Source organism: Sphingobium lactosutens DS20 (assembly GCF_000445105.1).
GTDB classification, from domain to species: domain Bacteria; phylum Pseudomonadota; class Alphaproteobacteria; order Sphingomonadales; family Sphingomonadaceae; genus Sphingobium; species Sphingobium lactosutens.
Genome location: NZ_ATDP01000109.1, coordinates 170080 through 197040, shown reverse-complemented (window position 1 = coordinate 197040; position 26961 = coordinate 170080). Strand labels below are relative to the sequence as shown.

23 protein-coding genes are annotated in these 26961 nt (G+C 64.9%); 14 read left to right on the top strand and 9 right to left on the bottom strand.

Going from position 1 to position 26961, the window contains the following annotated elements; genetic code table 11:
* Position 1 precedes the first annotated feature (1 nt).
* The 3 genes from RLDS_RS53255 (at position 2) to RLDS_RS53245 (ending at position 3049) form a co-directional block, all read left to right on the top strand.
* Entirely contained in the window at positions 2-1603 is a 1602-nt protein-coding gene (locus tag RLDS_RS53255) for a phosphoenolpyruvate carboxykinase (protein WP_021228662.1), read from the top strand.
* A gap of 154 nt (positions 1604-1757) precedes the next feature.
* Positions 1758-2069, top strand: a complete 312-nt coding sequence (locus RLDS_RS53250; protein ID WP_021228661.1) for a hypothetical protein — start codon at positions 1758-1760, stop codon at positions 2067-2069.
* A 161-nt stretch (positions 2070-2230) separates the two neighbouring features.
* Positions 2231-3049 carry a ferredoxin--NADP reductase gene (locus RLDS_RS53245; protein ID WP_021228660.1) on the top strand — a complete coding sequence of 273 codons (819 nt, stop codon included), beginning with the start codon at positions 2231-2233 and terminating at the stop codon, positions 3047-3049.
* Between the two features lie 47 nt (positions 3050-3096).
* Here RLDS_RS53245 and mfd read toward each other — a convergent pair whose 3' ends face one another.
* Positions 3097-6570, bottom strand: a complete 3474-nt coding sequence (gene mfd, locus RLDS_RS53240) for a transcription-repair coupling factor (RefSeq protein ID WP_021228659.1) — start codon at positions 6568-6570, stop codon at positions 3097-3099.
* 133 nt (positions 6571-6703) lie between these two features.
* Entirely contained in the window at positions 6704-6970 is a 267-nt protein-coding gene (locus tag RLDS_RS53235) for a succinate dehydrogenase assembly factor 2 (protein ID WP_021228658.1), read from the bottom strand.
* Positions 6971-7168: 198 nt separating this feature from the next.
* Between RLDS_RS53235 and recG the strand changes: the two genes are divergently transcribed.
* Complete coding sequence (gene recG, locus RLDS_RS53230; RefSeq protein ID WP_021228657.1) at positions 7169-9232, top strand: ATP-dependent DNA helicase RecG; 2064 nt, start codon at positions 7169-7171, stop codon at positions 9230-9232.
* 224 nt (positions 9233-9456) lie between these two features.
* Complete coding sequence (locus RLDS_RS53225; RefSeq protein WP_021228656.1) at positions 9457-10545, top strand: mechanosensitive ion channel family protein; 1089 nt, start codon at positions 9457-9459, stop codon at positions 10543-10545.
* On the opposite strand, the gene RLDS_RS53220 is transcribed toward RLDS_RS53225, so the two are convergent.
* Both RLDS_RS53220 and tyrS read right to left on the bottom strand, forming a co-directional pair.
* Positions 10517-10873: a PilZ domain-containing protein gene (locus tag RLDS_RS53220; RefSeq protein ID WP_021228655.1), complete on the bottom strand. Its 357-nt coding sequence runs from the start codon at positions 10871-10873 to the stop codon at positions 10517-10519. The genes RLDS_RS53225 and RLDS_RS53220 overlap by 29 nt on opposite strands.
* A gap of 125 nt (positions 10874-10998) precedes the next feature.
* On the bottom strand, positions 10999-12216 hold the full coding sequence (gene tyrS, locus RLDS_RS53215; RefSeq protein ID WP_021228654.1) for a tyrosine--tRNA ligase: 1218 nt from the start codon (positions 12214-12216) through the stop codon (positions 10999-11001).
* A 126-nt stretch (positions 12217-12342) separates the two neighbouring features.
* On the opposite strand from tyrS, the gene RLDS_RS53210 reads away from it, so the two are divergent.
* Positions 12343-13440: an anhydro-N-acetylmuramic acid kinase gene (locus tag RLDS_RS53210; protein ID WP_021228653.1), complete on the top strand. Its 1098-nt coding sequence runs from the start codon at positions 12343-12345 to the stop codon at positions 13438-13440.
* Positions 13441-13453: 13 nt separating this feature from the next.
* On the opposite strand, the gene RLDS_RS53205 is transcribed toward RLDS_RS53210, so the two are convergent.
* Both RLDS_RS53205 and RLDS_RS53200 read right to left on the bottom strand, forming a co-directional pair.
* Complete coding sequence (locus RLDS_RS53205) at positions 13454-14002, bottom strand: pseudouridine synthase (protein WP_021228652.1); 549 nt, start codon at positions 14000-14002, stop codon at positions 13454-13456.
* A 6-nt stretch (positions 14003-14008) separates the two neighbouring features.
* Entirely contained in the window at positions 14009-15151 is a 1143-nt protein-coding gene (locus RLDS_RS53200) for a JmjC domain-containing protein (RefSeq protein WP_021228651.1), read from the bottom strand.
* Here RLDS_RS53200 and RLDS_RS0129175 point away from each other — a divergent pair.
* The 3 genes from RLDS_RS0129175 to RLDS_RS53190 all read left to right on the top strand — a co-directional run bounded on the left by RLDS_RS0129175 (position 15150) and on the right by RLDS_RS53190 (position 18959).
* Entirely contained in the window at positions 15150-15809 is a 660-nt protein-coding gene (locus tag RLDS_RS0129175; RefSeq protein WP_021228650.1) for a DUF421 domain-containing protein, read from the top strand. The two genes, RLDS_RS53200 and RLDS_RS0129175, sit on opposite strands and share 2 nt — an antisense overlap.
* Before the next feature lie 30 nt (positions 15810-15839).
* Positions 15840-17051, top strand: coding sequence for a cation:proton antiporter (locus RLDS_RS53195; protein WP_021228649.1), 1212 nt, complete (start codon positions 15840-15842; stop codon positions 17049-17051).
* Between the two features lie 75 nt (positions 17052-17126).
* Complete coding sequence (locus tag RLDS_RS53190) at positions 17127-18959, top strand: DUF885 domain-containing protein (RefSeq protein ID WP_021228648.1); 1833 nt, start codon at positions 17127-17129, stop codon at positions 18957-18959.
* A 43-nt stretch (positions 18960-19002) separates the two neighbouring features.
* Here RLDS_RS53190 and RLDS_RS53185 read toward each other — a convergent pair whose 3' ends face one another.
* Positions 19003-19875, bottom strand: a complete 873-nt coding sequence (locus tag RLDS_RS53185) for an OmpA family protein (RefSeq protein ID WP_021228647.1) — start codon at positions 19873-19875, stop codon at positions 19003-19005.
* 208 nt (positions 19876-20083) lie between these two features.
* Between RLDS_RS53185 and RLDS_RS53180 the strand changes: the two genes are divergently transcribed.
* From RLDS_RS53180 to RLDS_RS53170, 3 genes are all read left to right on the top strand, one after another.
* Complete coding sequence (locus tag RLDS_RS53180) at positions 20084-20866, top strand: helix-turn-helix domain-containing protein (protein WP_031299240.1); 783 nt, start codon at positions 20084-20086, stop codon at positions 20864-20866.
* Positions 20867-20932: 66 nt separating this feature from the next.
* Complete coding sequence (locus RLDS_RS53175; protein ID WP_031299237.1) at positions 20933-21184, top strand: type II toxin-antitoxin system ParD family antitoxin; 252 nt, start codon at positions 20933-20935, stop codon at positions 21182-21184.
* Positions 21181-21471: a type II toxin-antitoxin system RelE/ParE family toxin gene (locus RLDS_RS53170; protein ID WP_021228644.1), complete on the top strand. Its 291-nt coding sequence runs from the start codon at positions 21181-21183 to the stop codon at positions 21469-21471. The genes RLDS_RS53175 and RLDS_RS53170 overlap by 4 nt, the downstream gene beginning before the upstream one ends.
* On the opposite strand, the gene RLDS_RS53165 is transcribed toward RLDS_RS53170, so the two are convergent.
* Both RLDS_RS53165 and RLDS_RS53160 read right to left on the bottom strand, forming a co-directional pair.
* The gene (locus RLDS_RS53165) at positions 21468-21914 is read right to left on the bottom strand and encodes an NfeD family protein (RefSeq protein ID WP_021228643.1); all 447 of its coding nucleotides are present in this window, start codon (positions 21912-21914) and stop codon (positions 21468-21470) included. The genes RLDS_RS53170 and RLDS_RS53165 overlap by 4 nt on opposite strands.
* Before the next feature lie 37 nt (positions 21915-21951).
* Positions 21952-22926: an SPFH domain-containing protein gene (locus RLDS_RS53160; RefSeq protein WP_031299235.1), complete on the bottom strand. Its 975-nt coding sequence runs from the start codon at positions 22924-22926 to the stop codon at positions 21952-21954.
* Between the two features lie 99 nt (positions 22927-23025).
* Between RLDS_RS53160 and RLDS_RS53155 the strand changes: the two genes are divergently transcribed.
* Together RLDS_RS53155 and RLDS_RS53150 are read left to right on the top strand one after the other, a co-directional pair.
* The gene (locus tag RLDS_RS53155; RefSeq protein WP_021228641.1) at positions 23026-23841 is read left to right on the top strand and encodes an HpcH/HpaI aldolase/citrate lyase family protein; all 816 of its coding nucleotides are present in this window, start codon (positions 23026-23028) and stop codon (positions 23839-23841) included.
* A 190-nt stretch (positions 23842-24031) separates the two neighbouring features.
* Positions 24032-26956, top strand: coding sequence for a TonB-dependent receptor domain-containing protein (locus RLDS_RS53150; protein ID WP_021228640.1), 2925 nt, complete (start codon positions 24032-24034; stop codon positions 26954-26956).
* Positions 26957-26961: the final 5 nt, after the last annotated feature.

Sequence of the window (26961 nt, the reverse complement as noted above, 5' to 3'; positions counted from 1 at the left end):
CGTGCAGGCCAAATCCTCTATCACCCTGGCGGACCAGAGCATCACTACCCATGCCACCCAGCATTGGAATCTCGGCACCGCGCCGCTGGTCGAAGCGGCCGTGCGCAATGGCGAGGGCAAGCTGTCGAAGGACGGCCCGCTGGTCGTCAAGACCGGCAAGCACACCGGCCGCAGCGCCAAGGACAAGTTCATCGTCCGCGACGCCGAAACCGAAAGCACGGTCTGGTGGGGCAACACCAATGTCGCGATGACGCCGGAGCATTTCGCGGCATTGAAGGATGATTTCTTCAAGGCGCTGGGCGAAAAGGACACGCTCTACGTCGCCGACCTGTTCGGCGGATCGCAGCCTGAGCACCGCGTCAATGTGCGCGTCATCAACGAATTTGCCTGGCACAATCTGTTCATCCGCACGCTGCTGGTGCGGCCCACCGCCGAGGAACTGGCCGGATTTGCGCCTGAATATACCATCATCGACCTGCCCAGCTTCCGCGCCGATCCCGCGCGCCACGGCTGCCGCAGCGAAACGGTGATCGCGGTCAACCTGACCGAAAAGCTGATCCTGATCGGCGGCACCGCCTATGCCGGCGAGATGAAGAAGAGCGTGTTCGGCATCCTCAACTATCTGCTGCCGGCCAAGGGCGTGATGCCGATGCATTGTTCGGCCAATATCGGCGCGAACGGCGATACGGCGGTCTTCTTCGGCCTCAGCGGCACCGGCAAGACCACGCTGTCGGCCGACGCCAGCCGCACGCTGATCGGTGACGACGAACATGGCTGGTCGGACACGGCGGTCTTCAATTTCGAGGGTGGCTGCTACGCCAAGATGATCAACCTGTCGGCCGAGGCCGAACCGGAAATCTTCGCCACCACCAAGCGGTTCGGCACGGTGCTGGAAAATGTCGTGATGGACGAGGAAACCCGCGCCATCGACCTGGATGACAACAGCCTCGCTGAAAACAGCCGCGGCTCCTACCCGATCGACTTCATCCCCAATACGTCGGAGAAGAATCTGGGGCCGGTCCCGAAGAATATCATCTTCCTGACCGCCGACGCCTATGGCGTGCTGCCGCCGATCGCGCGGCTGACGCCCGAACAGGCAATGTATCATTTCCTGTCCGGCTACACCGCGCGCGTCGCAGGCACCGAAATCGGCGTGACCGAACCGACCGCGACCTTCTCGACCTGCTTTGGCGCGCCCTTCATGCCGCGCCACCCCTCGGTCTATGGCAATTTGCTCAAAGAACGGATCAACAAGGGCGGCGTCACCTGCTGGCTGGTCAACACCGGCTGGTCGGGCGGCAAGGCGACGATGCCGGGCATCCAGCGCATGCCGATCAAGGTCACGCGCGCGCTGCTCAACGCCGCGCTCGACGGTAGCCTCAACAATGCGCAGTTCCGTACCGATCCCAATTTCGGGTTCCAGGTGCCGGTGGCGGTCGAGGGCGTGGATTCGACCATCCTCGATCCGCGCGCGTCCTGGGCGGATGGCGAGGCCTATGACGAAACGGCGGCAACTCTGGTCAAGGCCTTCGTCGACAATTTCGCGCAGTTCGAAGAGCATGTCGACGATGGCGTGCGCGGCGCGGCGCTGACCGCCGCCTGACGCGAGCGACAGCATGACCGAAAGGGGCGGGGACCATGGTTTCCCGCCCCTTTCTCATGGACCCCGATACTCTCTCGCCTTAAGCGAAGGGGCTTTTTGCGTTGGCCCGGCGCTCCTGCTAATCTGCATGGATAGTGAAAAGGAGCGCAAGCGCATGTTCGACAGCATCATCGGCAAACTGGGCGGGCTGGAAGCGGTCGCCGCGCAGATCGGCGTCACGCCTGAACAGATGCAGGCGCTGATGCGCGAGATCGCGGCGAAGATCGGATCGGGCGAAACCAGCGTGGCGGCGCTTGCCGAAACGGCGGCCGAACATGGCGTGTCGGCCGACAAGTTGCAGCAATTGATCGGCAGTTTTGGCGGGCCGGAAGCGATCATGGGCCAGCTAGGCAGCCTGTTCGACCGGGACGGCGACGGCAACCCCGCCAATGAATTGAGCGGCATCGCCAAGGGCCTGTTCGGCTGACGACGCGCTGCGCGGCGCGAGCCGCCGCTTTGGCACCCCCAAGTTTTTTTGGCCTTGCCTTCGCGACGCGGAAGGGCCAATTCGCGCGCATCTGAACTGTTGCGAACGATCCGCAATTGAGGCGGCGCGGGCCGCGCCAACGCGAGCAAGGACGAAGTTAGTTGACCGACGTAACGACCGAAAAGCCGGCATTGGAACCCACCGGCGCGCTTTCCGTGGAAACCGTGCTGTCGGTGAAGCATTGGAACGAACATCTGTTCAGCTTCCGCATCACGCGCCCCGCCAGCTTCCGCTTCCGTTCGGGCGAGTTCGTGATGATCGGCCTCAAGGGCGACAATGGCAAGCCGTTGCTGCGCGCCTATTCGGTCGCCAGCCCGAGCTGGGACGAGGAAATCGAGTTTCTGTCGATCAAGGTGCAGGATGGCCCGCTGACGTCGAAGCTTCAGCTGATCCAGCCGGGCGACCAGATTTATCTGGGCCGCAAGCCCACCGGCACGCTCGTCACCGACGCCTTGCTGCCGGGCAAGCGGTTGTTCATGCTGTCGACCGGCACGGGCCTGGCCCCCTTCCTCAGCCTGTCGCGCGACCCGGACGTCTATGAATTTTACGAGCAGGTGGTGATCGTCCATTCGGTGCGCCGCGTGTCCGACCTTGCCTTCCGTGACGATCTGGAGGCCAAATGGGCCGAAGATCCGCTGGTGTCCGAACAGGCGCCCGGGCAATTCCATTATGTGCCGACCGTCACGCGCGAGCCGTTCGAGGGCAACACGCAGCGCATCGACGCGCTGGTCGAGAGCGGCGCGCTGTTCGCCGGGATCCCCGGCGCGGCGAAGTTCGACCCGGAAACCGACCGGATCATGATGTGCGGCAGCATGGAGATGATCAAGCAGTTCGCCGCCTATTTCGAAGGCGCGGGCTTTACCGAAGGCTCCAACGCGGCGCCCGGCCAGTTCGTGATCGAGCGCGCCTTCGTCGGCTGACGATAGGAGCCATGGGCGGGCGCGCATGACGCGCGCCGCCCATGACCTCACCCTGCGGCTTTCGCCAGCCCCTTGGACAATTGCAGCACGCCATTGAGGCGCGCCTGCGGGTCGCCCCAGGCGCGATCCAGCACGATTTTGTTGTCGGGGCGCAACCGGGCGACCCCATTCAATCGCTGGACATAGGCGACCAGATTTTCCGGCTTGGGGAAGCGATCCTCGAAGAAGGTGACGAGCGCGCCTTTGGGGCCGACATCGATCTTGGCGATGTTGGCGGCCAGGCAATTCTGCTTGATCTCGATGATCTTGAGCAGATTTTGCGTCGGCAGCGGCAGCTTGCCGAAACGGTCGATCAGTTCCGCGGCGAAGGATTCGAGTCCCTGGCGATCCGCCAGTTCGTTGATGCGGCGATATAGCCCCATGCGCAGGTCGAGGTCGGGGACGAATTCTTCTGGAATGAGGATCGGCGCGTCGACGCTGATCTGCGGCGAAAATTCCTCGCTGCGCCGTTCTTCGGCGATGCCCCCGGCCTTGGCGTCCAGGATCGCGTCTTCCAGCATCGACTGGTAGAGTTCGAAGCCCACTTCCTTGATGTGGCCCGACTGTTCATCGCCGACCAGATTGCCCGCGCCGCGAATGTCGAGGTCGTGGGAGGCAAGCTGGAAGCCCGCGCCCAGCGTGTCGAGGTCCGACAACACCTTCAACCGCTTTTCCGCCGTGTCGGTGATGATGCGGTTGGCGGGCGTCGTCATATAGGCATAGGCGCGCGTCTTGGACCGGCCGACGCGCCCGCGCAACTGGTAGAGCTGGGCAAGGCCGAAGCGGTCGGCGCGATGGATGATGAGCGTATTGGCGCTGGGGATGTCGAGGCCGGATTCGACGATGGTGGTCGACAGCAGCACGTCATAGCGTTTGTCGTAAAAGGCCGACATGCGCTCCTCCACCTCGGTCGCCGACATCTGGCCGTGGGCGACGATGGGTTTGACCTCGGGCACTTCGTTGCGCAGGAACTCCTCGACTTCCGTAAGGTCCGCGATGCGCGGCACGACGAAGAAGCTCTGCCCGCCGCGATAATGTTCGCGCAGCAGCGCTTCGCGAATGACCACCCCGTCCCAGGGCATGACATAGGTGCGCACGGCGAGCCGATCGACCGGCGGCGTCTGGATGACCGACAATTCACGCAGGCCCGACATCGCCATTTGCAGCGTGCGCGGAATCGGCGTCGCCGTCAGCGTCAGCACATGCACGTCGGTCTTGAGGCCCTTCAAGCGTTCCTTGTGGGTGACGCCGAACCTCTGTTCCTCATCGACGATGACGAGGCCCAGCCGTTTGAACTCAATCCCCTTGGCGAGCAGGGCATGAGTGCCAACCACGATGTCGATGCTGCCATCGGCCAGGCCCGCCTTCACCGCTTTTGCTTCCTTGTCCGGGATCAGGCGCGACAGCCGGCCGATCTCGATCGGGAAACCACGGAAGCGGTCGACGAAATTCATGTGGTGCTGGCGTGCCAGAAGCGTGGTGGGGCAGATGACGACGACCTGCATCCCGGCCATCGCCGCGACGAAGGCGGCGCGCAACGCGACCTCTGTCTTGCCGAAACCCACGTCGCCGCACACCAGCCGATCCATTGGCTTGCCCGCGCCAAGGTCCTCGATCACGTCGCTGATCGCGCGATCCTGATCGTCGGTTTCCTGATAGGGGAAGCGGTCGACAAAGGCGGGATAGCCCGCGACATCGGGTTCCGCGACGGTGGCGGGGCGCAGCGCGCGGGCGGCGGCGGTCTTGAGCAGCTCGCCCGCAATCTCGCGGATGCGCTCCTTCATCTTCGCCTTGCGCCGCTGCCAGGCCTCGCCGCCCAGCTTGTCGAGGCTTACGCCATCGGTTTCGGAGCCATAGCGCGAGAGGACTTCGAGATTTTCGACCGGCACATAGAGCTTGTCGCCGCCGGCATATTCCAGCGCGACGCAATCATGCGCGGCCTTCGACACCGGAATTTGCGTCAGCCCATCATAGCGGCCTATGCCATGGTCGCGATGCACGACGAGGTCGCCGGGCGTCAGCGTGGCGAGTTCCTGCAGGAAGGCGTCCGCATTCTTCTTGCGCTTGGCGCGGCGCACCAGCCGGTCGCCCAGCATATCCTGTTCGGTGAGCACCGCGACATCGGGCGCGGTAAAGCCATGGTCGAGGCCAAGGACGATCAGCGCGACGCGCCCATCGGCGGCAAGGCCCAGCGCCTCCTGCCAGTCATCGGCCGCAGCGATCCGCGCCACGCCATGATCGGCGAGCAGTCCGGACAGGCGTTCGCGCGCGCCCGCCGAATAGCTGGCGATCACCACCTTCTTCTTCTTGCGGCGCAGGCCGTCGATATGGGCGCTGACCGCGTCGTAGATATTGCTGTTCTGCGCGCGTTCGGGGGTGAAATCGCGCGGCCCGTCGACCGCGAAGTCCAGCACCGTCGCGCTTTCCGGCTCGTGGAAAGGCGTGGTCGCATGCATCGGCAGCGATGCCACCGCCGCGTCCCATTCGGCCGCGTTCAGGTAAAGGGCGTCGGGTTTGAGCGGACGATAGGAGCCGGGATCGGACGATTTCGCCTGCACCCGGTTGGCGTGATAATCGCGGATCGCCTCGAACCGGTTTTCCGCCGCGCCGGCCACCCCGGAATCGCGCACGATCACGGCATCGCCCAGATGATCGGTCAGCGGCACCAGCTTTTCTTCGAACAGCGGCAGCCAATGTTCCATGCCGGCCAGGCGGCGGCCGTCACTGACCGCCTGATAGAGCGGGTCGCCGGTCGCGGTTGCGCCAAATGTCTCGCGATAGCGCAGCCGGAACCGCTTGATCGTGTCCTCGTCCAGCAATGCTTCGGACGCCGGGAGCAGAGTGAAGCCATCGACGCTGCCCGTGGTGCGCTGGTCGGACGGGTCGAACCGGCGGACCGTCTCGATCTCGTCACCGAAAAAGTCGAGCCGCAGCGGTTGCTCCTCGCCGCCGGGGAACAAGTCGACAATGCCGCCGCGGATGGCGAATTCGCCCCGGTCATGAACGGTATCGGTGCGGACATAGCCATTGGCCTGCAACATCTCGGCCAGCCGCTGGATCGCGATCCGTTCCTTGGGCGCGAGCTTCGCCACCAATTGCCGCACGCGAAAGGGGGTCAGCGTGCGCTGCGTCATCGCCGCCAGCGTGGTGACGACAAGCTGCGGTCCCTTGGGCTTGACCTGCAATGCGTGAAGCCCCGCCAGACGCGCCGACGCCGCGCGTAGCGACGGACTGGCGCGATCATAGGGCAGGCAGTCCCAGGCGGGAATGTCGATCAGCTCCAGTTCCGGGGCGAAGGTGGGCGCGGTGTCGGCGATGGCGCGCGCCTGCTGTTCGTCGGCGGCGATGAAGACGGCGCGGCCCGCTGCCGCTCCGCCCCCCGCGCGCGCCAGATCCGCGAGCAGCCAGGGCAGGAACCCGGCCGGCACGCCCGCCAGGGTGATCGGCGCCTTGGCGCTGAGGATTTTTTGAAGATCGGTCATTCTGCTCTTTCATCCTCCCCCTTAGGGGGAGGGGGACCGGCGAAGCCGGTGGAGGGGTGTCACATTATTGAGAGGGTTACACCCCTCCGTCAGGCCTTCGGCCTGCCACCTCCCCTTGCAGGGGAGGATGATTTCAGACGATTTTCACGAAATCGAGTTTCAGGAACCGGTCCATCATCGGACCCTTCCATTCATCGGGCACGGGGATCGTCCCCATCGCCCAGCCCATGATGTCGGCATCCTGTTCTTCCATGAAGCGTTCAAACCACGCGATTTCCTCTTCGTTCCAGGTCGCGTGATAGCGGTCGAAGAAGCCGCCAACGGTATAGTCCGATTCGCGCGTGCCGCGATGCCAGGCGCGAAACTTCATGCGGCGCAGATGGGGAGTGTCGGCGTTCATCAGCGTTTCCGTTCGTCCTGAGTAGCCGTTGAGCCTTGTCGAAACGGCGTATCGAAGGACTGGGCGAAGCGCTGATGCTTCGATATGGGCCTTCGACTTCGCTCAGTCCCTACTCAGCACCAACGGGTAAGGGTAAGCCGGCCGGCGATACGCCGCTTGCGCACCAGTCCGGCTTGGATAGAGAGGCAGCAGATAGCCATGCGACCCGATATTCTCAATCCGATCTTTGCCGAAATTTCCCTGTTCAAAGGGGTAGGACCGGCGCTGGCCCGTCCGCTGGAGCGACTGGACCTGGAGCGCGCGGTCGACGTCGCCTTCCATCTGCCCGTCAGCTGGGTCGATCGCCACCTGACTGACCGGCTGGACATGGCCGACGCCGGGCGGATCATCGGCACGGTGCTGACGCCCATCGACTATCGCGCCGGCGGCAGCGCGCGCGCGCCGTTCCGCGTGCTGGCGGTGGACGGGCATGGCAATGGCGTCGCCCTCGTCTATTTCGGGAAGAATAGCGGCTGGCCGCGCAAGCTGTTGCCGCTCAATGAACCCAAATTCGTGTCGGGCAAGCTGGAAGCCTATGGCGAAAACCTCCAGATCGTCCATCCCGACCATGTGCTGCCGCCCGAGGAAGCGGACACGGTGCCGGCGCGCGAATCGGTCTATGGCCTGTCCGAAGGGCTGACCAATAACCGGATGCGCGACCTGGCGGCGCAGGCGCTGGCCCGCGCGCCAGGCCTGCCGGAATGGATCGAACCCAGCCTGCTGGCGCGCAAGGGATGGCCCGCCTGGCGAGAAGCGCTGGCCCGCGCGCATGCCGATCCGGGCGATGGCCCCGCGCGCGAGCGGCTGGCCTATGACGAGATTTTCGCCGGGCAACTGGCGCTGATGCTGGTACGGCAATCGTCGCGCCGCCGACGCGGCGTGTCGATAGAGGGCGACGGGCGGCTGCGCGCGATGCTGAAACTGCCCTTCGCGCCGACGGGCGCGCAGCGCCGGGCGATCGGCGAGATTGAGGGCGACATGGCGCAATCGACGCCGATGCTGCGGCTGCTGCAAGGCGATGTGGGGTCGGGCAAGACGCTGGTCGCCCTGATGGCGCTGCTGAACGCGGTGGAGGCGGGGATGCAGGGGGCAATGCTGGCCCCGACCGAGATATTGGCGCGGCAGCATCATGAAACGCTGCGCAAGATGACGTCGGGCCTGCCCATCGAAATCGCGATCCTGACCGGGCGCGAAAAGGGCAAGGTGCGCGAAGCGACGCTGATGGGGCTGGCCGATGGCAGCATCGACATATTGGTCGGCACGCATGCCATCTTTCAGGAGGCGGTGCGTTACAAGGCGCTGGGCCTTGCCGTGATCGACGAGCAGCACCGTTTCGGCGTCGCGCAGCGGATGATGCTGGCGAACAAGGCGGAACGCGCGCCGCATTTGCTGGTGATGACCGCGACGCCGATCCCGCGCACGCTGACGCTGACCTATTATGGCGAAATGGATGTGTCGCGGCTCGACGAAATGCCGCCTGGCCGCCAGCCGATCCAGACATTGGTGATGGCGGCGAGCCGGCTGGACGAAGTGGTCGATGCGCTCGCCCGCCATGTCGAAAGCGGCGGGCAGGCCTATTGGGTGTGCCCGCTGGTGGAGGAAAGCGAAACCAGCGACCAGGCGGCGGCCGAGGCGCGGGCGGAATCGCTGCGGCTGCGGTTCGGCGATCGCGTCGGCCTGGTCCATGGCCGGATGAAGGGGCCGGAAAAGGACGCGGCGATGGAAGCCTTTGCCGGCAACCGGACGCAGATACTGGTGGCGACGACCGTGATCGAGGTCGGCGTCGATGTGCCAAACTCCAGCCTTATCATCATAGAGGGCGCGGACCGGTTCGGCCTGGCGCAGCTGCACCAGCTGCGCGGGCGGGTGGGGCGCGGGGACAAGCCGTCCACATGCCTGCTGCTGCGCGGCAACGCGCTGGGCGAAACGTCGCGCGCGCGGCTGGCGCTGATGCGCGAAACCAATGACGGCTTTCGCATCGCCGAGGAGGATCTGAAGCTGCGCGGCGCGGGCGAGGTGCTGGGCACGCGCCAGTCTGGCGAGGCGGTGATGAAATTGGCCAGCCCGGAGCATGTCGCGGCGCTGGTGGACGCGGCGCGGGACGACGCGCATCTGTTGATCGAACGTGACGGCGGGCTGGCTAGCGCGCGCGGCCAGGCGGCGCGCATCTGCCTCTATCTGTTCGAAAAGGACGCTGCCGTGGGCCTGCTGCGCGGGGGCTGAGCGACAAAAGGAAATCCTCCCCTGCAAGGGGAGGGGGACCGGCGGAGCCGGTGGAGGGGTGTCGCCCTGTCGATAGCAGGACACCCCTCCGCCAAGCACTGCGTGCCTGCCACCTCCCCTTATAGGGGAGGATTTCGGAGACAGCTGAGCGCGAGCACAACCTCCAATCTCCATCCTATGCTGCGCCTGCGAAACAATCCGCGCGCAATGGCGTTGCTCCCATCATGCCGGACATTAGCCTGTTCAACATCACGTCGCTGGCCGCGGTTTCCATCGCGTCTTCGGTCGTCGCGGCCTTCCTGATCCATTGGGTGCTCTACGCCATTGCCGTGCGCGTGGTGCGCGCGCGTATGACGCCGATCCTGCTGCCTGCGATCTTCCAGCCGACGCGCTGGCTGGTCGTGCTGTTCGCGCTGGGCGCGGGCGTCCAGCCACTGGAGCTTGGTCCACGGGTGGAGTCGCTCTGGTCGATCGGGTCGAAGATGCTTTTCGCGCTGCTTGCTGGCTGGCTGTTGCTTCGGGTACTGCGGGCGGTGCGGCAGATGATCGAAAGCCATAGCGACATCAGCGCCGAGGATAATCTGAAGGCGCGGCAGCGGCATACGCGCGTGCGCATCCTCTACCGCATCGCCCAGAGCATGATCGCGGTGCTGGTGATCGCGATGGTGCTGATCGCCATTCCCGGCGTCCGGTCTATCGGGGTCACGCTGGCGGCGTCGGCCGGCTTGGTCGGCCTGGCGGTGGGCGCGGCGGCGCAGCCCGCGCTCAAGAATCTGATCGCCGGCGTCCAGATGGCCTTTTCCGAGCCCATTCGCCTGGACGATGTGGTGATCGTGGAAGGGGAATGGGGCCGGATCGAAGATATCACCCTGACCTTCGTCGTGGTGCGCATCTGGGACGATCGGCGCATGGTGGTGCCGGTGTCCTATTTTCTGGAAAAGCCGTTTCAGAACTGGACGACGAAAACGTCGGACCTGCTGGGCACGGTATTTTTCTATGTCGATCCCGCCGCCGACGTGGCGCGTATCCGCGATGCTTTCGTCGATGCGGTGAAAGCCAACAGCCGGTGGGACGGGCGCGTGGCGATATTGCAGGTGACCGACCATCGCGCCGATGCGCTGGAACTGCGCGGTCTTCTGTCGGCGCGCAATGCCGGCATCGCTTTCGACCTACGCTGCGAAGTGCGGGAAGCGGTGATGGACTTTCTGCGCACCGAGATGCCCGATGCGCTGGTGCGTAGCCGTCAGCGGCTGGAGCCGGGCGAAGGGTTTGAGTGGCTGGCCCCTACCAGATCGTCTGACGCGGCGGAATAAGCGCCATCATCGCGTCATAGAGGCGCGGATTGACGGGCGTTAGAAATTCCATGCCGACGCGCCCATCCTCTGCCCAGCGGATTTCGGCGGGATAATCCTTTACGACTGGCAGCCACACAGTGATGCGCTCGCCCGTCAGCAGCCTGTCGTCCGATCGGCACATCAGGCCGAGGGGGGATATGTTGATGATCCGCACGCCCTGGGTGCGGCCGCGCACGGTGACATGGCTGACCAGATCCACTAGGTCGCGTTTCGCCCGACGCTGTTCGACCGAAGGGTCGCGCGATCGCATCACATGGTCGAGACTGGCGAGAACCGAGCTGGGCATGACCGCGAGCCTAAGCAGCCGATCATGAACCAGATGTGCAAAAACAGGCTTAGCAAGGCGTTAACCCTGTTTATCCCGGCTCGCCGATCCCCTTGAGGTAGCGTGATTTTTCGCCGCGTCCCGCGTCAGTCGATCACCAGCCCGTGCTTCTTGGCCCCGAAACTCAGCTTGTCGCCGGCTTTCAGCATGACGGCAGGATCCGTGACGACCGTGCCATTCACCCTGATCGCGCCTTCGCTCAGCTTCCGGCGCACTTCCTTGTTCGATGTCGCGAAGCCAAGGGCCGTTGTCGCCTGAACGACGGTCAGGCCTTCTTGGCCCAGGCTGACGGTCGGCAGATTGGCGTCGGACGCGCCTTCCTCGAACGTGCGGCGCGCGGTTTCGGCGGCGGCGGCGGCGGCGTCCGCGCCATGGGCCATGGCGGTGGCGGCGTCGGCCAATATCTTCTTGGCGTCGTTGATCTCCGCCCCGTCCAGCCGTTCCAGCCGGGCGATCTCGTCCAGCGACAGATCGGTAAACAGCCGCATGAAGCGCCCGACATCGGCGTCCTGCGTGTTGCGCCAGAATTGCCAATAGTCATAGGGCGAGAGCGCATCGGCATTGAGCCACACCGCGCCCTTGGCGGTCTTGCCCATCTTGCCGCCGTCGGCCGTGGTGATGAGCGGGGAGGTCAAGCCGAACACCTGCGTGCCATCGACCCGGCGCGACAATTCGATGCCGTTGACGATATTGCCCCACTGGTCGGACCCGCCCATCTGGAGCCGGCAGCCCGCCCGCCGCGACAGTTCCAGAAAGTCATAGGCCTGCAGGATCATGTAGTTGAATTCAAGGAAGCTGAGCGACTGTTCGCGGTCCAGACGCAGCTTCACGCTGTCGAAGCTCAGCATCCGGTTGACCGAGAAATGCTGGCCGATGTCGCGCAGGAAGGGGATATATTCAAGGGCATCGAGCCAGTCGGCATTGTCGACCATGACGGCGTCGCTCGGCCCGTCGCCGAATGTCAGGAAGCGTTCGAACACCCGCTTGATGCTGGCGACATTCTCGTTGATTTTCTCCACCGTCAGCAGCGACCGCGCCTCGTCGCGCAGGGATGGGTCGCCGATCTTGCCGGTGCCGCCGCCCATCAGGACGATGGGCTTGTGCCCGGCCTGCTGCATCCGGCGCAGCATCATGATCTGCACCAGGCTGCCGACATGGAGCGAAGGCGCGGTGGGATCAAAGCCGATATAGCCCGGCACCACGTCCCGCGCGGCCAGGGCATCAAGGCCCTGCGCATCGGTCAGTTGGTGGATATAGCCCCGCTCGTCGAGCAGGCGGAGGAGATCGGACTGATATTGGCTCATGGCGCGCGCCTGTAGCATCGCGGGCGGGCGACGGAAAGATGCCGTTCGCCCCGCGCTTGTCGAAGGGCGCGACTTGTTTCAAGGATGGCGCTTGCACAGGTCCAGCCGCGAACGGATTTTTCCCTTATGCCCCCATCGACCCTGGCCATCGGCCTCATGTCCGGCACGTCGCGCGACGGCATCGACGCCGCGCTCATCGAAACGGATGGGGAGGGCGCGGTCGCGGCGCTGGAATTTCACGCCATGGCCTATGACGAGGGTTTTCGCCTGCGCCTCGCCGAAGCATGCCAGCGTGCGATGGCGATGGAACGGCCGGGCTTCGAGCCGCTGATCGCATCGGTCGAGGCGGAATTGACCGAACGCCATGTGCAGGCGGTGGCCGACCTGCTGGGGCGCAGTGGTCATATCGCGCAGGATATCGGCGTGATCGGCTTTCATGGCCATACGCTCGCCCATCGGCCGGAACGCGGCTGGACCTGGCAGATTGGCGATGGCGCGGGGCTGGCCGGCGCGTTCGGCATCCCGGTGGTCGCCGACCTGCGCCAGGCGGACGTCGTGGCGGGCGGGCAGGGCGCGCCGTTGCTGCCCGTCTATCATCGCGCGCTGGCCGACGCGTTGGCCAAGCCCGCCGCGATCCTCAATCTGGGCGGGGTCGCCAACATCACTTTCATCGGGTCGGACGGCGCGCTGATCGCCTTTGACACCGGCATGGCGAGCGGCCTCATTGACAATTGGATGCAGACGCAGGGTAACGCGCCTTACGACGAAGGCGGGGCCTGCGCGGGGCGCGGGCAGGTGGATGCGGCAATCTTGTCGACGATGCTGGCCGACCCCTGGTTCGATCTGCCCCCGCCCAAGAGCATCGACCGGGAAGCCTTTTCGATCGAGGCGGTGCGCGGCCTATCTCTGGAGGATGGCGCGGCGACACTGACGGCCTTCACCGCCGCGGCGGTGGCGCGTGCGATCGACCATCTGCCCCAGCGCCCGGCCGAAATCCATGTCGCGGGTGGCGGCCGGCACAATGCCACGCTGATGGCGATGATCGCCGAGCGGACGGGGGCAAGTGTGCGCAGCGTCGATCATCTGGGCTGGGACGGCGACGCGCTGGAGGCGCAGGGCTTTGCCTATATGGCGGTGCGGCACCTTAAAGGCCTGCCGATCAGCTTTCCCGGCACCACGGGCGCGCCCGCGCCGATGACCGGCGGCGTGCTGTTCCGGTCCTGACCGCAACCGCGCGTCAGATCGAGATGTCGCGCCATGTTCCCGGCGCGACCCCGTCCAGCGTCCAGTCGCCGATCCGCCAGCGCACCAGCCGCAGCGTCGGGTGCCCCACCGCCGCAGTCATCCGGCGCACCTGCCGATTGCGCCCTTCGTGGATGGTGAGGCTGATCCAGCAATCGGGCACGGTCTTGCGAAAACGCACCGGCGGGTCGCGCGGCCAAATCGCGGGCGGCTCGATCCGCTCCGCCTGCGCCGGCAGCGTCGGCCCGTCCTTCAGCATCACGCCGGCGCGTAAGCGGGCCAGTGCATCGGGCGTCACATCGCCTTCCACCTGCACCAGATAGGTTTTGGGCGTCTTGAAGCGCGGATTGGAAATGCGCGCTTGCAACCGGCCGTCATCGGTCAGCAAAAGCAGCCCCTCGCTGTCGCGGTCGAGCCGCCCGGCCGGGTAGACGCGCGGCACGTCGATAAAGTCCGACAAGGTGCGCCGATCCGCGCCGATGCTGGAATCGGTGAATTGGGAGAGCACATCAAAGGGTTTGTTGAACAGGATCAGCCGGGCCATGGCGGGTCAGTCCTCATGCCCGTCGTCGATCATCAGGCTGCCCTGATTGACGAGCGTCACCAGCAGGTCGATCCCCGCAGCCATCGACCGGTCGAGCGTGACGGCAGGATTCGCGCACAGTTGCTGCGCCAGTAGCGCCAGATCGCCGGCGCAAGCATGGGCACTGCCATCGACGAACAACGTCACGCCATTCTCGCTCCGCAGGAAGGCGAAGCGGCTTGCCGGATTGCGCATCAGGTCCGCGCCGGCGTCGATCAGGGCCAGCATATCCTCGGCCGTGACCGGCTCCTCCGGCCGCCAGTCCGCGTCGGGATATTTGGGCGTCGTTACATGCTGCCCGAACCAATTGGCGAAGGCAGACCGGTCGGCCATCGCCGCGATCGTCATGGCGTGCAGACGCGCGATCGCCTCAGGCGCGATTTCGCCGGGATTGGCGGCGGGCGTGAGGTCGGGATCGGCATAAAGATCATCGTCGGGCATGGCGGCGGCCAGATGATCGGCCCATTCGACCAGCATGTCGGGCCGTGATGGCGCGCGAAAGCCGATCGAATAGGTCATGCAATCATCGCCCACCGCCACGCCGTCATGCGCGAAACCGGGCGGGACATACAGGATATCGCCCGGTTCCAGCACCCATTCGTCCGTCGCGGTGAAATCGGGCAGCAGGCGCAGGTCGCCATGCGGACGCAGCAGTGTGTCGCGGTCGCATCGCGGCCCTACGCGCCAGCGCCGCCGACCCAGCCCCTGCACCAGGAACACGTCATATTGGTCGAAATGCGGCCCGACCCCGCCGCCGTCGCTGGCATAGCTCACCATCACATCGTCGATCCGCCAGTCGGGGATGAAGCGGAAAGGCGCGATCAGCGCCGCGACATCGGGTGCGTGATGATCGACCGCCTGCACCAGCAGGGTCCAGGGCGACCCGCCCAATGTCGCGAAACGATCTTCCCCAAAGGGGCCATGTTCCAGCGCCCAGTCACCGTCCCTCTGAACCACGATACGCGATTCGATCCCCTCCTCGCAGGCGAGGCCCGCCAGTTCGTCCGGCTCCAGCGGATTCACCCACGGGCCCCAGGGATTGCGGATCAGGAGCGGCCGCTTTTGCCAATGATCGCGCAGGAAGGCTTCAGCGTCGAAGGAAGGAAACATGGATGCTCGCAGACGGGGGACAGGTGCGACGGCTTTGCCCGTCGCGGTCGTCGCTGACAAGCGGGAGGCAGGCGAGAAGCAGCAGGGGGTGCCATTGGCTGATGCAGGTTGGGCGGGCGCGGAACCGCGCGGCACTCCCGACACTTCCATGCTCATGTTCTTCGATAGCTTGCACGGCCTCTTGCGGGTCCTCATCATTTCCCTGCTCGCTTATGCCTGGCTGGTCTTTGTCCTGCGCCTGTCGGGCAAGCGCTCGCTCGCCAAGCTCAATGCGTTCGATCTGGTGGTCACGGTGGCGCTCGGGTCCACACTGGCGACAGTGCTGCTGACCAAAGATGTCGCCTTTGCCGAAGGCGCCCTGGCCTTCTGTATGCTGGCGCTGTTGCAATGGATCGTGGCGCAAGCGTCGATCCGGTCGTCCTGGTTCAGCGACCTGGTCCGATCCCGTCCGCGATTGCTCGTTGAGGATGGCGATTTTCGCGACTCGGCGATGCGCGACGAACGCGTCACCCGCGCGGAGGTGGAAGCGTCGATTCGCAAGAGCGGGATCGGCCGGATCGAGGAGGTGGGCGCGGTCGTGCTGGAAAGCGATGGCAGCATGAGTGTGCTTGAACGATCGGACGGTGCCTATACGGTGCTGCGGTCGGTCGCGCGCTGACCGGTCGCAGCAGGCGGGGGCGGGACAGGCATGGCGGAACTGCAACTGATCGATTTTGGCATGTTGCTGGTCGTCACGTCGCTGGTGGCGATCGTGTCGCGGCGCATCGGCCTGCCCTATACGGCGGGGCTGGTCGCGGCGGGCATCGCGCTGGCGCTGCTGCCGATCGGCGTCGACCTGCCGCTGTCGCGCGAACTGATCTTCAACATCTTCCTGCCGCCGCTGATCTTCGAGGCGGCGTTGCAAATGCCCTGGAAGCGGCTGCGCGATCAACTGCCGCTGACGATCACGCTCGCCTTTCTGGGCGTCGCTATTTCCGCCGGGGTCGTGGCGGGCGGGCTTCACTGGCTGCTCGGATGGAACTGGCTGGGCGCGGCCTTTTTCGGCGTGCTGATCGCGGCGACCGACCCGGTGTCCGTCATTGCCGCCTTCAAGGAAATGCGGGCCGAGCCGCGCCTGTGCATGGTGGTCGAATCGGAAAGCCTGCTCAATGACGGTGTCGCCGCCGTGGGCTTTTCGATCCTGCTGGGGCTGGCGGGCGGCGGTGCGCTGACCCCGGTCGCGGCGGCGGGCGCGCTCGCCTGGACGGTGCTGGGCGGGATCGCGTCGGGTGGCGTCGTCGCCTTCGTCCTGCTGAAACTGGCCGGGCGAACGGAGGATCATCTGGTCGAAATCACGCTGACCACCGTCATTGCCTGGGGCAGTTTCCTGCTCGCCGAACATCTGGGCGCATCGGGCGTGTTCGCCGCGCTGGTCGCCGGGGTCATTGTAGGCAATCTGGGCTGGCGGCGGGCCATTTCCGATAACGGGCGCGGCCATGTGCTGGGCTTTTGGGAATATGCTGCCTTTCTCGCCAATTCGCTGCTGTTCCTGATGATCGGCAGTCATGAGGCGCATCAGCCGCTCGCGCTGGTGTCGGGCGCGCTGGCCGTGGTCATCGCACTGACGCTGATCGGCCGGGCGGCGGCGGTCTATCCCATTGCCCTGCTATTTCGTCCAACCCGCCTGCGCCTGCCCGCTCCCTATCAGCATGTGCTGCTGTGGGGCGGGCTGCGCGGCGCGGTGGGGCTGGCGCTGGCGCTGGCGGTGCCGGCTAGCGTGCCGGAGCGTGGACAGATCATCGTGCTGGCGTTCGGCGTCGTCGCCTTTTCGATCTTCCTTCAGGGGCTGACCATGCCACCGCTGCTGCGCCGCTGGAAATTGACGGGGCAGGGCGATCCCGACGATGCGCGCTCATCCTGACGGTCAATTACGCTATCGAAATCCGTTGAAATCATGCCAAAGCGGGCAATGCCCAGCCCCGCCGGAGACAAACGCATGCCTATTACCCGCCGCGACCTGCTATCCTCCGGCGCTTGCGCGCTCACCCTGTCCGCTTTGTCGCGCGGCGCGCGCGCCGCCACCGCCGCGGATGCGCAGGCGGAGGCGCTGCTGGCGCAGATGGCCGAGGAAATGCTGGTCGACGCGCCCGAAACCGCCAGCGGGCTTGGCATCGACACCGGCGCGCGCGCGGCGCTCAAATCGCAGCTGGGCGACAAAAGCCCGGCAGGCCAAGCGCGCATCGCCGCCCATGTGCGCCACCGGCTGGCGCGGCTGCGCGCGATCGACCTCGATGCGCTGTCGCCCGCGACCCGTACCGACGTGGAGGTGGTATGCACGTCACACGAACTGGCGGCTGACGGTTTTGCCTTCCCGTTCGGCGACATGGCGATGATGAACAGCAACTGGTCCTACCGCAACAGCCCCTATGCGGTCGCGCAGAATACCGGCAGCTTCGTCGAAACGCCCGACTTCCTCGATTCCAACCACAAGATCGACAATCCCGCCGACGCGGACGCCTATCTGTCCCGGCTGGAGGCCTATGCCGCCAATCTGGACGGCGAAACGCAACGGCTTGCCCATGACGCGGGCATCGGCGTCATCGCGCCGGCCTTCCTGCTCGACAAGACGCTGGGGCAGATGGCGCGGGTGGAGGCGCAGCCGATCGACCAATGGGTGCCCGTCGCCTCGCTGGCCCGGCGCACGCAGGACATGCCGGGCGATCATGCCGCGCGCGCGCAGGCGATCGTGCGGGACAAGGTCGCGCCCGCGCTGGCCCGCCAGCGCGCTGAACTTCAGCGCCAGCGTCAGGGCGCGACGATGGACGCGGGGGTATGGAAACTGCCGCAGGGCGAGGACTATTATCGCTGGGCGCTACGCGCGGGCACGACGACGGGCATGACCCCGGACGAGGTGCATAAGCTGGGCCTTGACCAGCTTGCCGCGCTGCAAGGGCAGATGGACGGCCTGCTCAAGGGGCTGGGCCTGACGAAGGGCTCGGTCGGGCAGCGCATGACCGCCATGGGGAAGGACCCGCGCTACCTTTTCCCCAACGACGATACAGGCCGGGCGCAGATATTGTCTTATATCGACGGGCGGCTGGCCGACATTCGCACCCGCTTGCCGCGCGCCTTTGCGACGCTGGTGCCGGCCAAGCTGATCGTGAAGCGCGTGCCGGTGGAGATCGAGGCGGGCGCGCCGGGCGCCTATGCCGGCGCCGGCTCCATCGACGGCAGCGTGCCGGGCAACTATTATATCAACCTGCGCGATACCGGCATCTGGCCGCGCTACAGCCTGCCGACACTCTGCTATCATGAAGGGATACCGGGCCATATCTGGCAGGGCGAATATACCTATAAACTGCCGCTGATCCGGTCGTTGCTGGCGTTCAACGCCTATAGCGAGGGCTGGGCGCTCTATGCCGAGCAGCTGGGCGATGAGCTGGGCGTCTATGATGGCGACGTCGCCGGGCGGCTGGGCTATCTCCAGTCGATCGCCTATCGCTGCTGCCGGCTGGTGGTCGACACCGGCCTGCACGCCAAGCGCTGGACCCGCGATCAGGCGATCCAATGGTTCGCCAGCACCAACGGATCGACGCTGGAGGATGTGCAGGGCGAAGTCGATCGCTATTGCGCCTGGCCGGGACAGGCCTGCGGCTACAAGGTCGGCCATGGCGAAATCGTGCGGCTGCGCGGGGACGCGCAACGCGCGCTGGGCGACCGGTTCGACTTTCGCCTGTTCAACGACATGGTGGTGAAGGGGGGCGGCGTGCCGATGACCGTGCTCGCCGCCAATGTCGACGCCTGGGTGAAGGGGCGCGGCGGGGCCTGAACACCGGCCCCGCGCCCCTTAGCGCCCAAGGCCGGATGGGACTTTACATCCCGTCCAGCCCCTTGCTGACCAGGATGTTGACGGAAACGCGGCGATTTTCGGCCTTGCCCTGCGCTGTGTCGTTGCTGGCGATCGGCTGGGCTTCCGACATGCCGGTGGGGGTCAGCATGCGATAGGGTTTCCAGTTGCAATGTTGTTGCAGATAATTGACCACGCGGCCCGCGCGCTTCTCGCTCAGCATCTGGTTATACTCTTCCGATCCGGTCGAATCGGTATAGCCCACGACCAGCAGCAGCGCATTGTCCATCTGTTCGGCGCTGGCCGCTGTGGCGCACAGGTCGCTCTTGGCCTGGGGCGACAGCACGGCCTTGCCGGTGTCGAAATTGACGTTGGTGGTCGCCTTCACATTATATTGGTCGATGTCGGCGACCCGGCCGCGCAGCGCCTCGGTCGCGGCGCTCTGTTCGGCAAAGCCCTGCGCCGTGCCGTTGCGGATCATCGACGCGGTCTTGAGGTCCTTGTTCTTGAGCGCGATGCGCGTCGCGACCAGCCCCTGCGCGCCCTGTACCGTCTCGACGCTGACGGGCAGTCCGTTCAGCAGCGCTTCCGGCCCCAGCGTCTCGCGGCCAAGGCCCAGGAAACCGCCGCTTGCGCGCACCACGGTTGCCTCGCCGATGGCGACGACGTTGTTCGCGCCATCCTCACCCGTGACCTGCATCTGGTCGCCGCTGCGTGCGGAGATGAACCCTTCGATCGTGGGTCCCTTGACCGCTTCGGCGGGTGCCGGCTCGGGTTCGGTAATCGTGGCCGACAGGTCCGCCGGCGGCGCGTCCTGAGCGGCCAGCGGGCTCGCCATCGGTCCGGTGAGCAGTGCGCAGGCCAGCAGCGCGGCACCTCCCTTTGACAGTTTAGACATGGGTGATCCTCCATCCTTCTGAATAAGCCGGTCCTGCCTGTTCCGGCGAATATTGCGCGCACATGAATGGCCGGCGCAAGGCGCATCTCTCTACCGGTCATGCGAGCGCAGGGCGAGGCGAATGGAGGCGGTCCCTGGCGCGGGCGACAAGCAGACCCCAATTTTTTTGGGTGGCTGCGATCGGGTGGGGGGCTTACGCATGATGCCCATGAGCATATCCGTGGAAGAGGCCGTTCTTGCGCTCACTGAAAAGGAGAAGCAGACGTTGCGCCTGATGGTGCGCGGGCATGACGCCAAGTCGATCGCGCGCAGCCTGGGCCTGTCGGTCCACACCATCAACGAACGGCTGCGTGACGCCCGGCGCAAGCTGGCGGGGTCGAGCAGCCGGGAAGCGGCACGGATGCTGCTGGACGCGGAAGGGGCGGATGCAACGTCGCGACCCCCCGAAAATCTGGGGGACAGCGAAATCGGGGCGGACAGGGCGGCCGCGCCGGGGGATGAGCGGACAGCGCCGATGGACGGCGCGGGGCAAGCCAGCCGCCGGCCCCTGATCCTGACAGGAGTGATGCTCATGACCCTTATCCTTGGACTGCTCGCCATGGCGACGCTCAGCCCCGATGGCGCGAACACGCAGCCGGCCACGACCCAGGCGCAGGTTCCGCAGGGCGCAGAGCTGGTGCAAAAGGCGCGCGCCTTCCTGACGCTGGTCGACGCCGGCCGCTGGGACGACAGCTATCGCCTCTTCGGCCCCGCCTTCCGCAAGCTCAACACGCCGCAGGTCTGGGCGTCGGTGTCGGAAAAGGTGCGCGTGCCGCTGGGGGCCGTCTCCTCCCGCCAGTTCCTCAGCCAACAGGAGCTTCCCGCCCCGCCGGCCGGCTACACCGTTATCAAATTCCGCACCGACTTCGCCGCCAAGCCGAACGCCGTCGAAACCGTGACCCTGGAACAGGGCGATGCTGGCTGGCAGGTCGTGGGCGTGACGATCGAATGAAGGACGGTGCCCTTGGCGGATACCAATTTCTGGTATAACATGGGCGCCTGCTTTATGGGAAGTCGCATGGCTCGGAACACATCCGTCACGATCAGCGATCATTTCGCGACCTTCATCAGCGATCAAGTGCGCACTGGACGCTATGGCTCAGCCAGTGACGTGGTGCGCGCGGGATTGCGCTTGCTGGAGGAGCAGGACACGCAGCTTCGCAGCCTTCAAGAGGCGCTGATCGCCGGGGAGCAATCCGGCCCGCCCGAACGTTTTGACCTGGACGCGATGAAGGCCCGCAAACGGACGGAACGCGCGCCTCGTACATGAAGCGCTTGCTCTTTTCGCCGGCGGCGCAGCGCGACGTTGAGGGCATCTGGGAATATAGCGCCGACCAGTGGGGCGTCGATCAGGCCGATCATTATGTCGACATGATCGGCGATGCCTGTACGTCGCTCGCGACCCGGTTGCGACAGGGCGTGATCGTCGATGCGCGGGAGGGTTATCGCAAGCTCTTAGTGGCGTCCCATGCGATTTACTATCGGGATGAGGATGAGGCGATCGCCATCATTCGGGTCCTTCATGGTCGGCAGGACCGGGCACGAAACCTGCCCTAAGCCCCCTCCACCCACAAGGTCGCGCCTTCCGCGCGGATGATGCGGACGCGCGCGCCGGCGGGCGTGTCGGGGCCGCGCGCGGTCCAGACGCTGTCCCCCACGCGCACCCGACCCTCGCCGCCGCTGATCGGTTCCACCACGCTGACCGTCTCGCCGATCAGCCGGGCGGCGCGGTCATTGAGCAGGGGGTCGGTGGAGGCGACGGGATGGTCGACATACCAGCGCCGTCCGGCATAGACCGCGGCGATGCTGAGCGCGGCGAACAGCAGCAATTGCAGCGGCAGGCCGATCGGCAGCGCCAGCGCGGCAAGCCCGGTGATCGCGGCGGCGATCGCGATCCAGATCAAGAACACGCCTGGGATCAGCACTTCGCCGATGCCCAACAGCGCGGCGAATACCAGCCAGGCCCAATGATCCTCCATCAGGGCGATCCAGTCGGTCATGCCCGCATCCTCCTGCCACCTTCACGCGCCATCGCCCTTACCCCTGGCTCTGGCCGAACGGGCCGCGGCGTGGCGGCGCGGGCGGGGTGGGGGTGGGCTGGCCATCGACGCCCAGCGCATCCTTGGCGAGCTGGCCGATGCCGCCCAGCGTCCCGATCAGCTGCGTCGCCTCCACCGGGAACAGGATGGTCTTGGCATTGGGCGACGTCGCGAATTGCTGCACCGCCTCGGTATATTTCTGGGCGATGAAATAGTTGAGCGCCTGCGGATTGCCCGACGAAATCGCGTCCGACACCATCTGCGTCGCCTTGGCCTCAGCCTCGGCTTCGCGCTCGCGCGCCTCGGCGTCGCGGAAGGCGGCCTCGCGCCGGCCCTCGGCTTCCAGGATCTGGCTTTGCTTCGCGCCCTCGGCCTTCAAGATTTCCGACGCGCGCAGGCCTTCGGATTCCAGGATGAGCGCGCGCTTTTCCCGCTCCGCCTTCATCTGCCGGCCCATCGCGTTGACGATATCGGCGGGCGGGCGAATATCCTTCAGTTCGACGCGCGTGATCTTGATGCCCCAGCTGTTGGTGGCATGATCGACCACCGACAGCAGCCGCGCGTTGATCTCGTCGCGCTTGGACAGGGTTTCGTCCAAGTCCATGGAGCCCATCACCGTGCGCAGGTTGGTCGTCGCCAGCTGCATGATCGCGACATAAAGCTCGCTCACTTCATAGGCCGCCTTCGCCGCGTCCAGAACCTGGAAGAAGACCACGCCGTCGACCGACACCATGGCATTGTCCTTGGTGATGATTTCCTGCCCCGGAATATCGACTACCTGTTCCATCATGTTGATCTTGCGGCCCACCGCGTAAAAGAAGGCGGGGTAGAAATTGAGGCCGGGCCGGGCGACTTCGGTGAACCGGCCGAAGCGTTCGATCGTATATTGATAGCCTTGCCGCACCACCTTCACGCTGACGGCGAGGTAAAAGAGCACGAGGCCGGTCAGCGTCAGGGCAAAGGTGGTCAGCATGGCGTTTCCATTTTCCATGAAGGGGCATGTCGGGCTTGGATCATGCGCCCGTTTCGTTAACGAGGAAAGTCAAACCGACCGCAAAGGAGAGTAAGCCCCATGTTGCTGCGTCACGCCCGTTCGCTGCTGTTCCTCCCCGCCTCCAACCCGCGCGCCATTGCCAAGGCGCGGACATTGCCGTGCGACATGGTGATCCTGGACCTGGAGGACGCCGTTGCCGACGACCGCAAGGCGGAGGCGCTGGACCGCGCGCTCGAAGCCCTTGGCGAGGGTTTTGGCTTAAGGCTTGCCGCTGTGCGCATCAATGTCGAGGGCGCGGCCACCCATGGGCGCGAGATGATCGCACTCAAGGGCACAGCGGCCGACTATGTGGTGCTGCCCAAGGTTGAACATCCCAAGCAGGTCAAGGACGTCTTTTCCGTCAGCCAGAAACCGGTGATCGCGATGATCGAAAGCGCGCGCGGCGTGCTGGCCGCCAATGCGATCGCTGCGGGCGAAGGCTGCGCCGGGCTGTTCATGGGCAACAACGACCTGCGCCGCGACCTTGGCCTTCCCGACAATGCCGGGCGCGCGGGCCTGGGCCTAGCGATGCAGACGGTGGTGCTGGCCGCCCGCGCGTCGGGCATCGCGGTATTTGACGGCGTCTTCAACCGGCTGGACGATGAAGCAGGGCTGGAGGCGGAATGCGCCGAGGGTCATGCGCTGGGTTTCGATGGCAAGACGCTGATCCACCCCGCGCAGGTCCCTGTCGCCAATCAGGTGTTTGGTCCCGACGCCCAGGCCCTGGCCGACGCCCGCCGCCTGATCGAAGCCGCCACCGGCGGCGCCGAACGCTTCGAAGGCCGCATGATCGAAACCATGCACGTCGAACAGGCCAAGGCACTCGTCGCACGCGCCGAAGCCGTAGGGGAATGAATGCGACCGATGCTTTTCGGACGAAGGACGGGCTGCTTTTCGCCGTGTTGCAATGATGCTACACGCCGCAACAAAAACGTTACAATTGCTCTCTGTTCGTCGCACCGGGGTTGATCCGTCGGATCGCTTTTGGCGTCTTCCAACGGATTGAGTTCGCCCCCGAACTCTCACAAAACAGAGGGAAAATAATATGCATCGCACCGCTGTTGCGGCGCGTCGGCTGCTAGCGGCCAGCGCCCTGTCCACCCTGATCGTCGCGCCGGCCTTTGCGCAGGATGCCGCGCCTGCCGATGCCGGCGACACGATCGTCGTTACCGGCAGCCGTATTCAACGCAACGATTATAATCTCGCCAATCCGCTGGTCACGGTCACAGCCGAAGCGCTGGAGCAGGCCGGTAACGTGCAACTGGTCGATACGCTGGCGCAGAACCCCGCGCTGATCAATTCGCTGAACGGCGCGCGGACGTCGGGATCGAACGCCGATTTCGGTGCGGTCGGGGTTCAGTTGCTCGATCTACGCGGCCTGGGCGAAAACCGTACGCTGGTTCTGGTCAATGGCCGCCGTCATGTGTCAAGCTTGGCGGGATCGGCCGCCGTGGACATCAGCACGATCCCCAATGATCTGGTGGAGGCGGTCGACGTCCTGACCGGAGGCGCGTCGGCCATTTATGGCGCGGACGGCGTGTCGGGCGTGGTCAATTTTCGCCTGAAGCGCGACTTTGACGGGTTCAAGGCAAGCGGTCAGGCCGGGATTTCCAGCCGGGGCGACGCCGGGCAGCGTTATGGATCGCTGACCTATGGCCGCAATTTCAGCGACGGGCGCGGCAATATCGCGCTGTCCTACGAATTTCGCGAACAGGATCGTCTGAGCAGCTTCAACCGGGCGCGCACCGGCAATCCGCTCGACACCTATGGTATCGTGCGCAATCCCCTCGACTTCCCTGACGATCCGAACATCCCCGATCGTGTGCCGACCAATAATCTGCGCTACGCGGACAGTTCGCTGGGCGGCGCGATCGACGTCGATTTCGATGGCATTCCCGACTATACCGGCGAAGGCAAAGTCTATGATCGCGGCACATTGCTGCCGTCGTCGGGCGGCCTGACGCAGGGTGGCGACAGCACGCCGTTGGCCGGCTATCAGGGCGATTTGCAATCCTATAACCGTGTCCATAATATTAATCTGCTGTCGCATTATGACTTCAGCGACGCGGTGAAATTTTTCTTCGAAGCAAAATATGTGAAGAATCGGACGAAGACGCTGGCGCAGCCATCCTTCGATTTCTTCACCTATCTGTCGCCTGACAACGCCTATCTGCAAAATCAGTTTGCCGGACTGGCCCCGGACGGCGCGCTGATCTCGCGCGATAATTTCGACATGGGCGTGCGCGGCGAACGCAATGATCGCGAAACGATGCGCTTCGTCGGCGGGTTCGAAGGCGCGATTTCGGACCATGCGCGGTATGAATTGTCCTACACTTACGGCCAGACCAAGGCGGACGTGCTGCTGACCGACTATCGCATCGGCGATCGCTATTGGGCTGCGGTCGATGCCGTGCGCGATCCTGCCAGCGGGCAGATCGTCTGCCGGTCCGATCTTGATCCGACAGGTGTCATCAACCCCGACAATTATGGTGCGCCAGCCACAACCTTCACTCCTGGCGCGGGCAGTGGCTGCCAGCCGCTCAACCTGCTGGGCAACGGGGCGCCGAGCCAAGCGGCGCTCGACTGGATCAATGCGGACGTGCTGAACCGTGCCAAGGTGCAGCAGCATGTCGTGTCCGGATCCGTTTCGGGCGATTTCGGTCAGTTCTTCGAACTGCCAGGCGGGCCGGTCGGCTTCGCACTGGGCGCGGAATATCGCAAGGAAAAGAGCGCGTTCCGCACCGACCAGTTGCTTAAGGACGGCGCACTGGCCGACTTCTCGGCCCAGCAGGACGAAAGCGGCAGCTTCGACGTCAAGGAAGTCTTCGGCGAATTGTCAGTGCCGGTACTCAAGGAAGTGCCCTTCGCTTATAATCTGAGCTTCGGGGCCGCGCTGCGCCTGTCGGATTACTCGACCATTGGGAATACGACGACGTGGAAGGTGGACGGCACCTACGCGCCGATCCCGGATATCACCTTCCGCGGGACATGGTCGGAAGCCGTGCGCGCGCCCAACATCACGGAACTGTTCGCTCCGCTGAACGGGGGCTTCTCGTTCATTGGTGATCCGTGTGACCCGGTCTACATCAACGAAGGCACGCAGTATCGCGCTGCCAATTGCCAGGCAGCCTTGTCTGCCTTAGGTTTGACGCCCGACCAGATTGCCGCCTTCAACCCGGAAAATGATCCGACGGCGACGGTCAGCCTGCCCGGAAACAGCGGCGGCAATCGCAATCTGCGTGAAGAAACCGCACGGACCTGGACGGCGGGCGTCGTGGTGCGCCCCAGCTTCATTCGCGGGCTGGTGGCATCCTTCGACTGGTATGACATCAAGCTGAAAAATGCGATCAACACCGCCACGGCCGAGGAAGTCGCCGAACTATGCGTCGACCAGCCTTCGCTGGATAATGTCTTCTGCGGCAACATCTCGCGCGATCCCACGACCGGCTATATCAACGGCTGGTTCGTGCAGCCTCAGAATGTGGCCAATTTCCGTACCTCCGGCGCGGATTTCAAGCTGAACTATCAGTTCGAGACTGCCAGCGCCGGCAATTTCGCCCTGTCGCTGGTTGGCGGCTACCTCAACAAGCTGGAATTCATCCCGACCCCGGGTGCGACAGTCGATGTAGATCGTGAAGAACCCTATTATCCCAAGTGGAATGCAACAGGCGACATCACCTGGAAACTGGACAAGCTGACTGTCAACTATGGCATCAGCTGGTTCAGCAAGACGCGCCGCTACGAAATCGAGCAGACCAACGCCAACCCCGACATCGCGGAATCCAAGTATCTTTGGTATAAGGAAAAGTGGCAGCACGACCTCTATGTCGCCTATGATGTGGACGAACGCTTCCGCTTCTATGTCGGCGCCAACAACTTGTTCGACCAGGAGCCTTCGATCGCGTCGAGCAACTATCCGATCAGCTATGTCGGCCGCTATATGTATGCAGGCGCCAAGATCACGATGTGATGTGA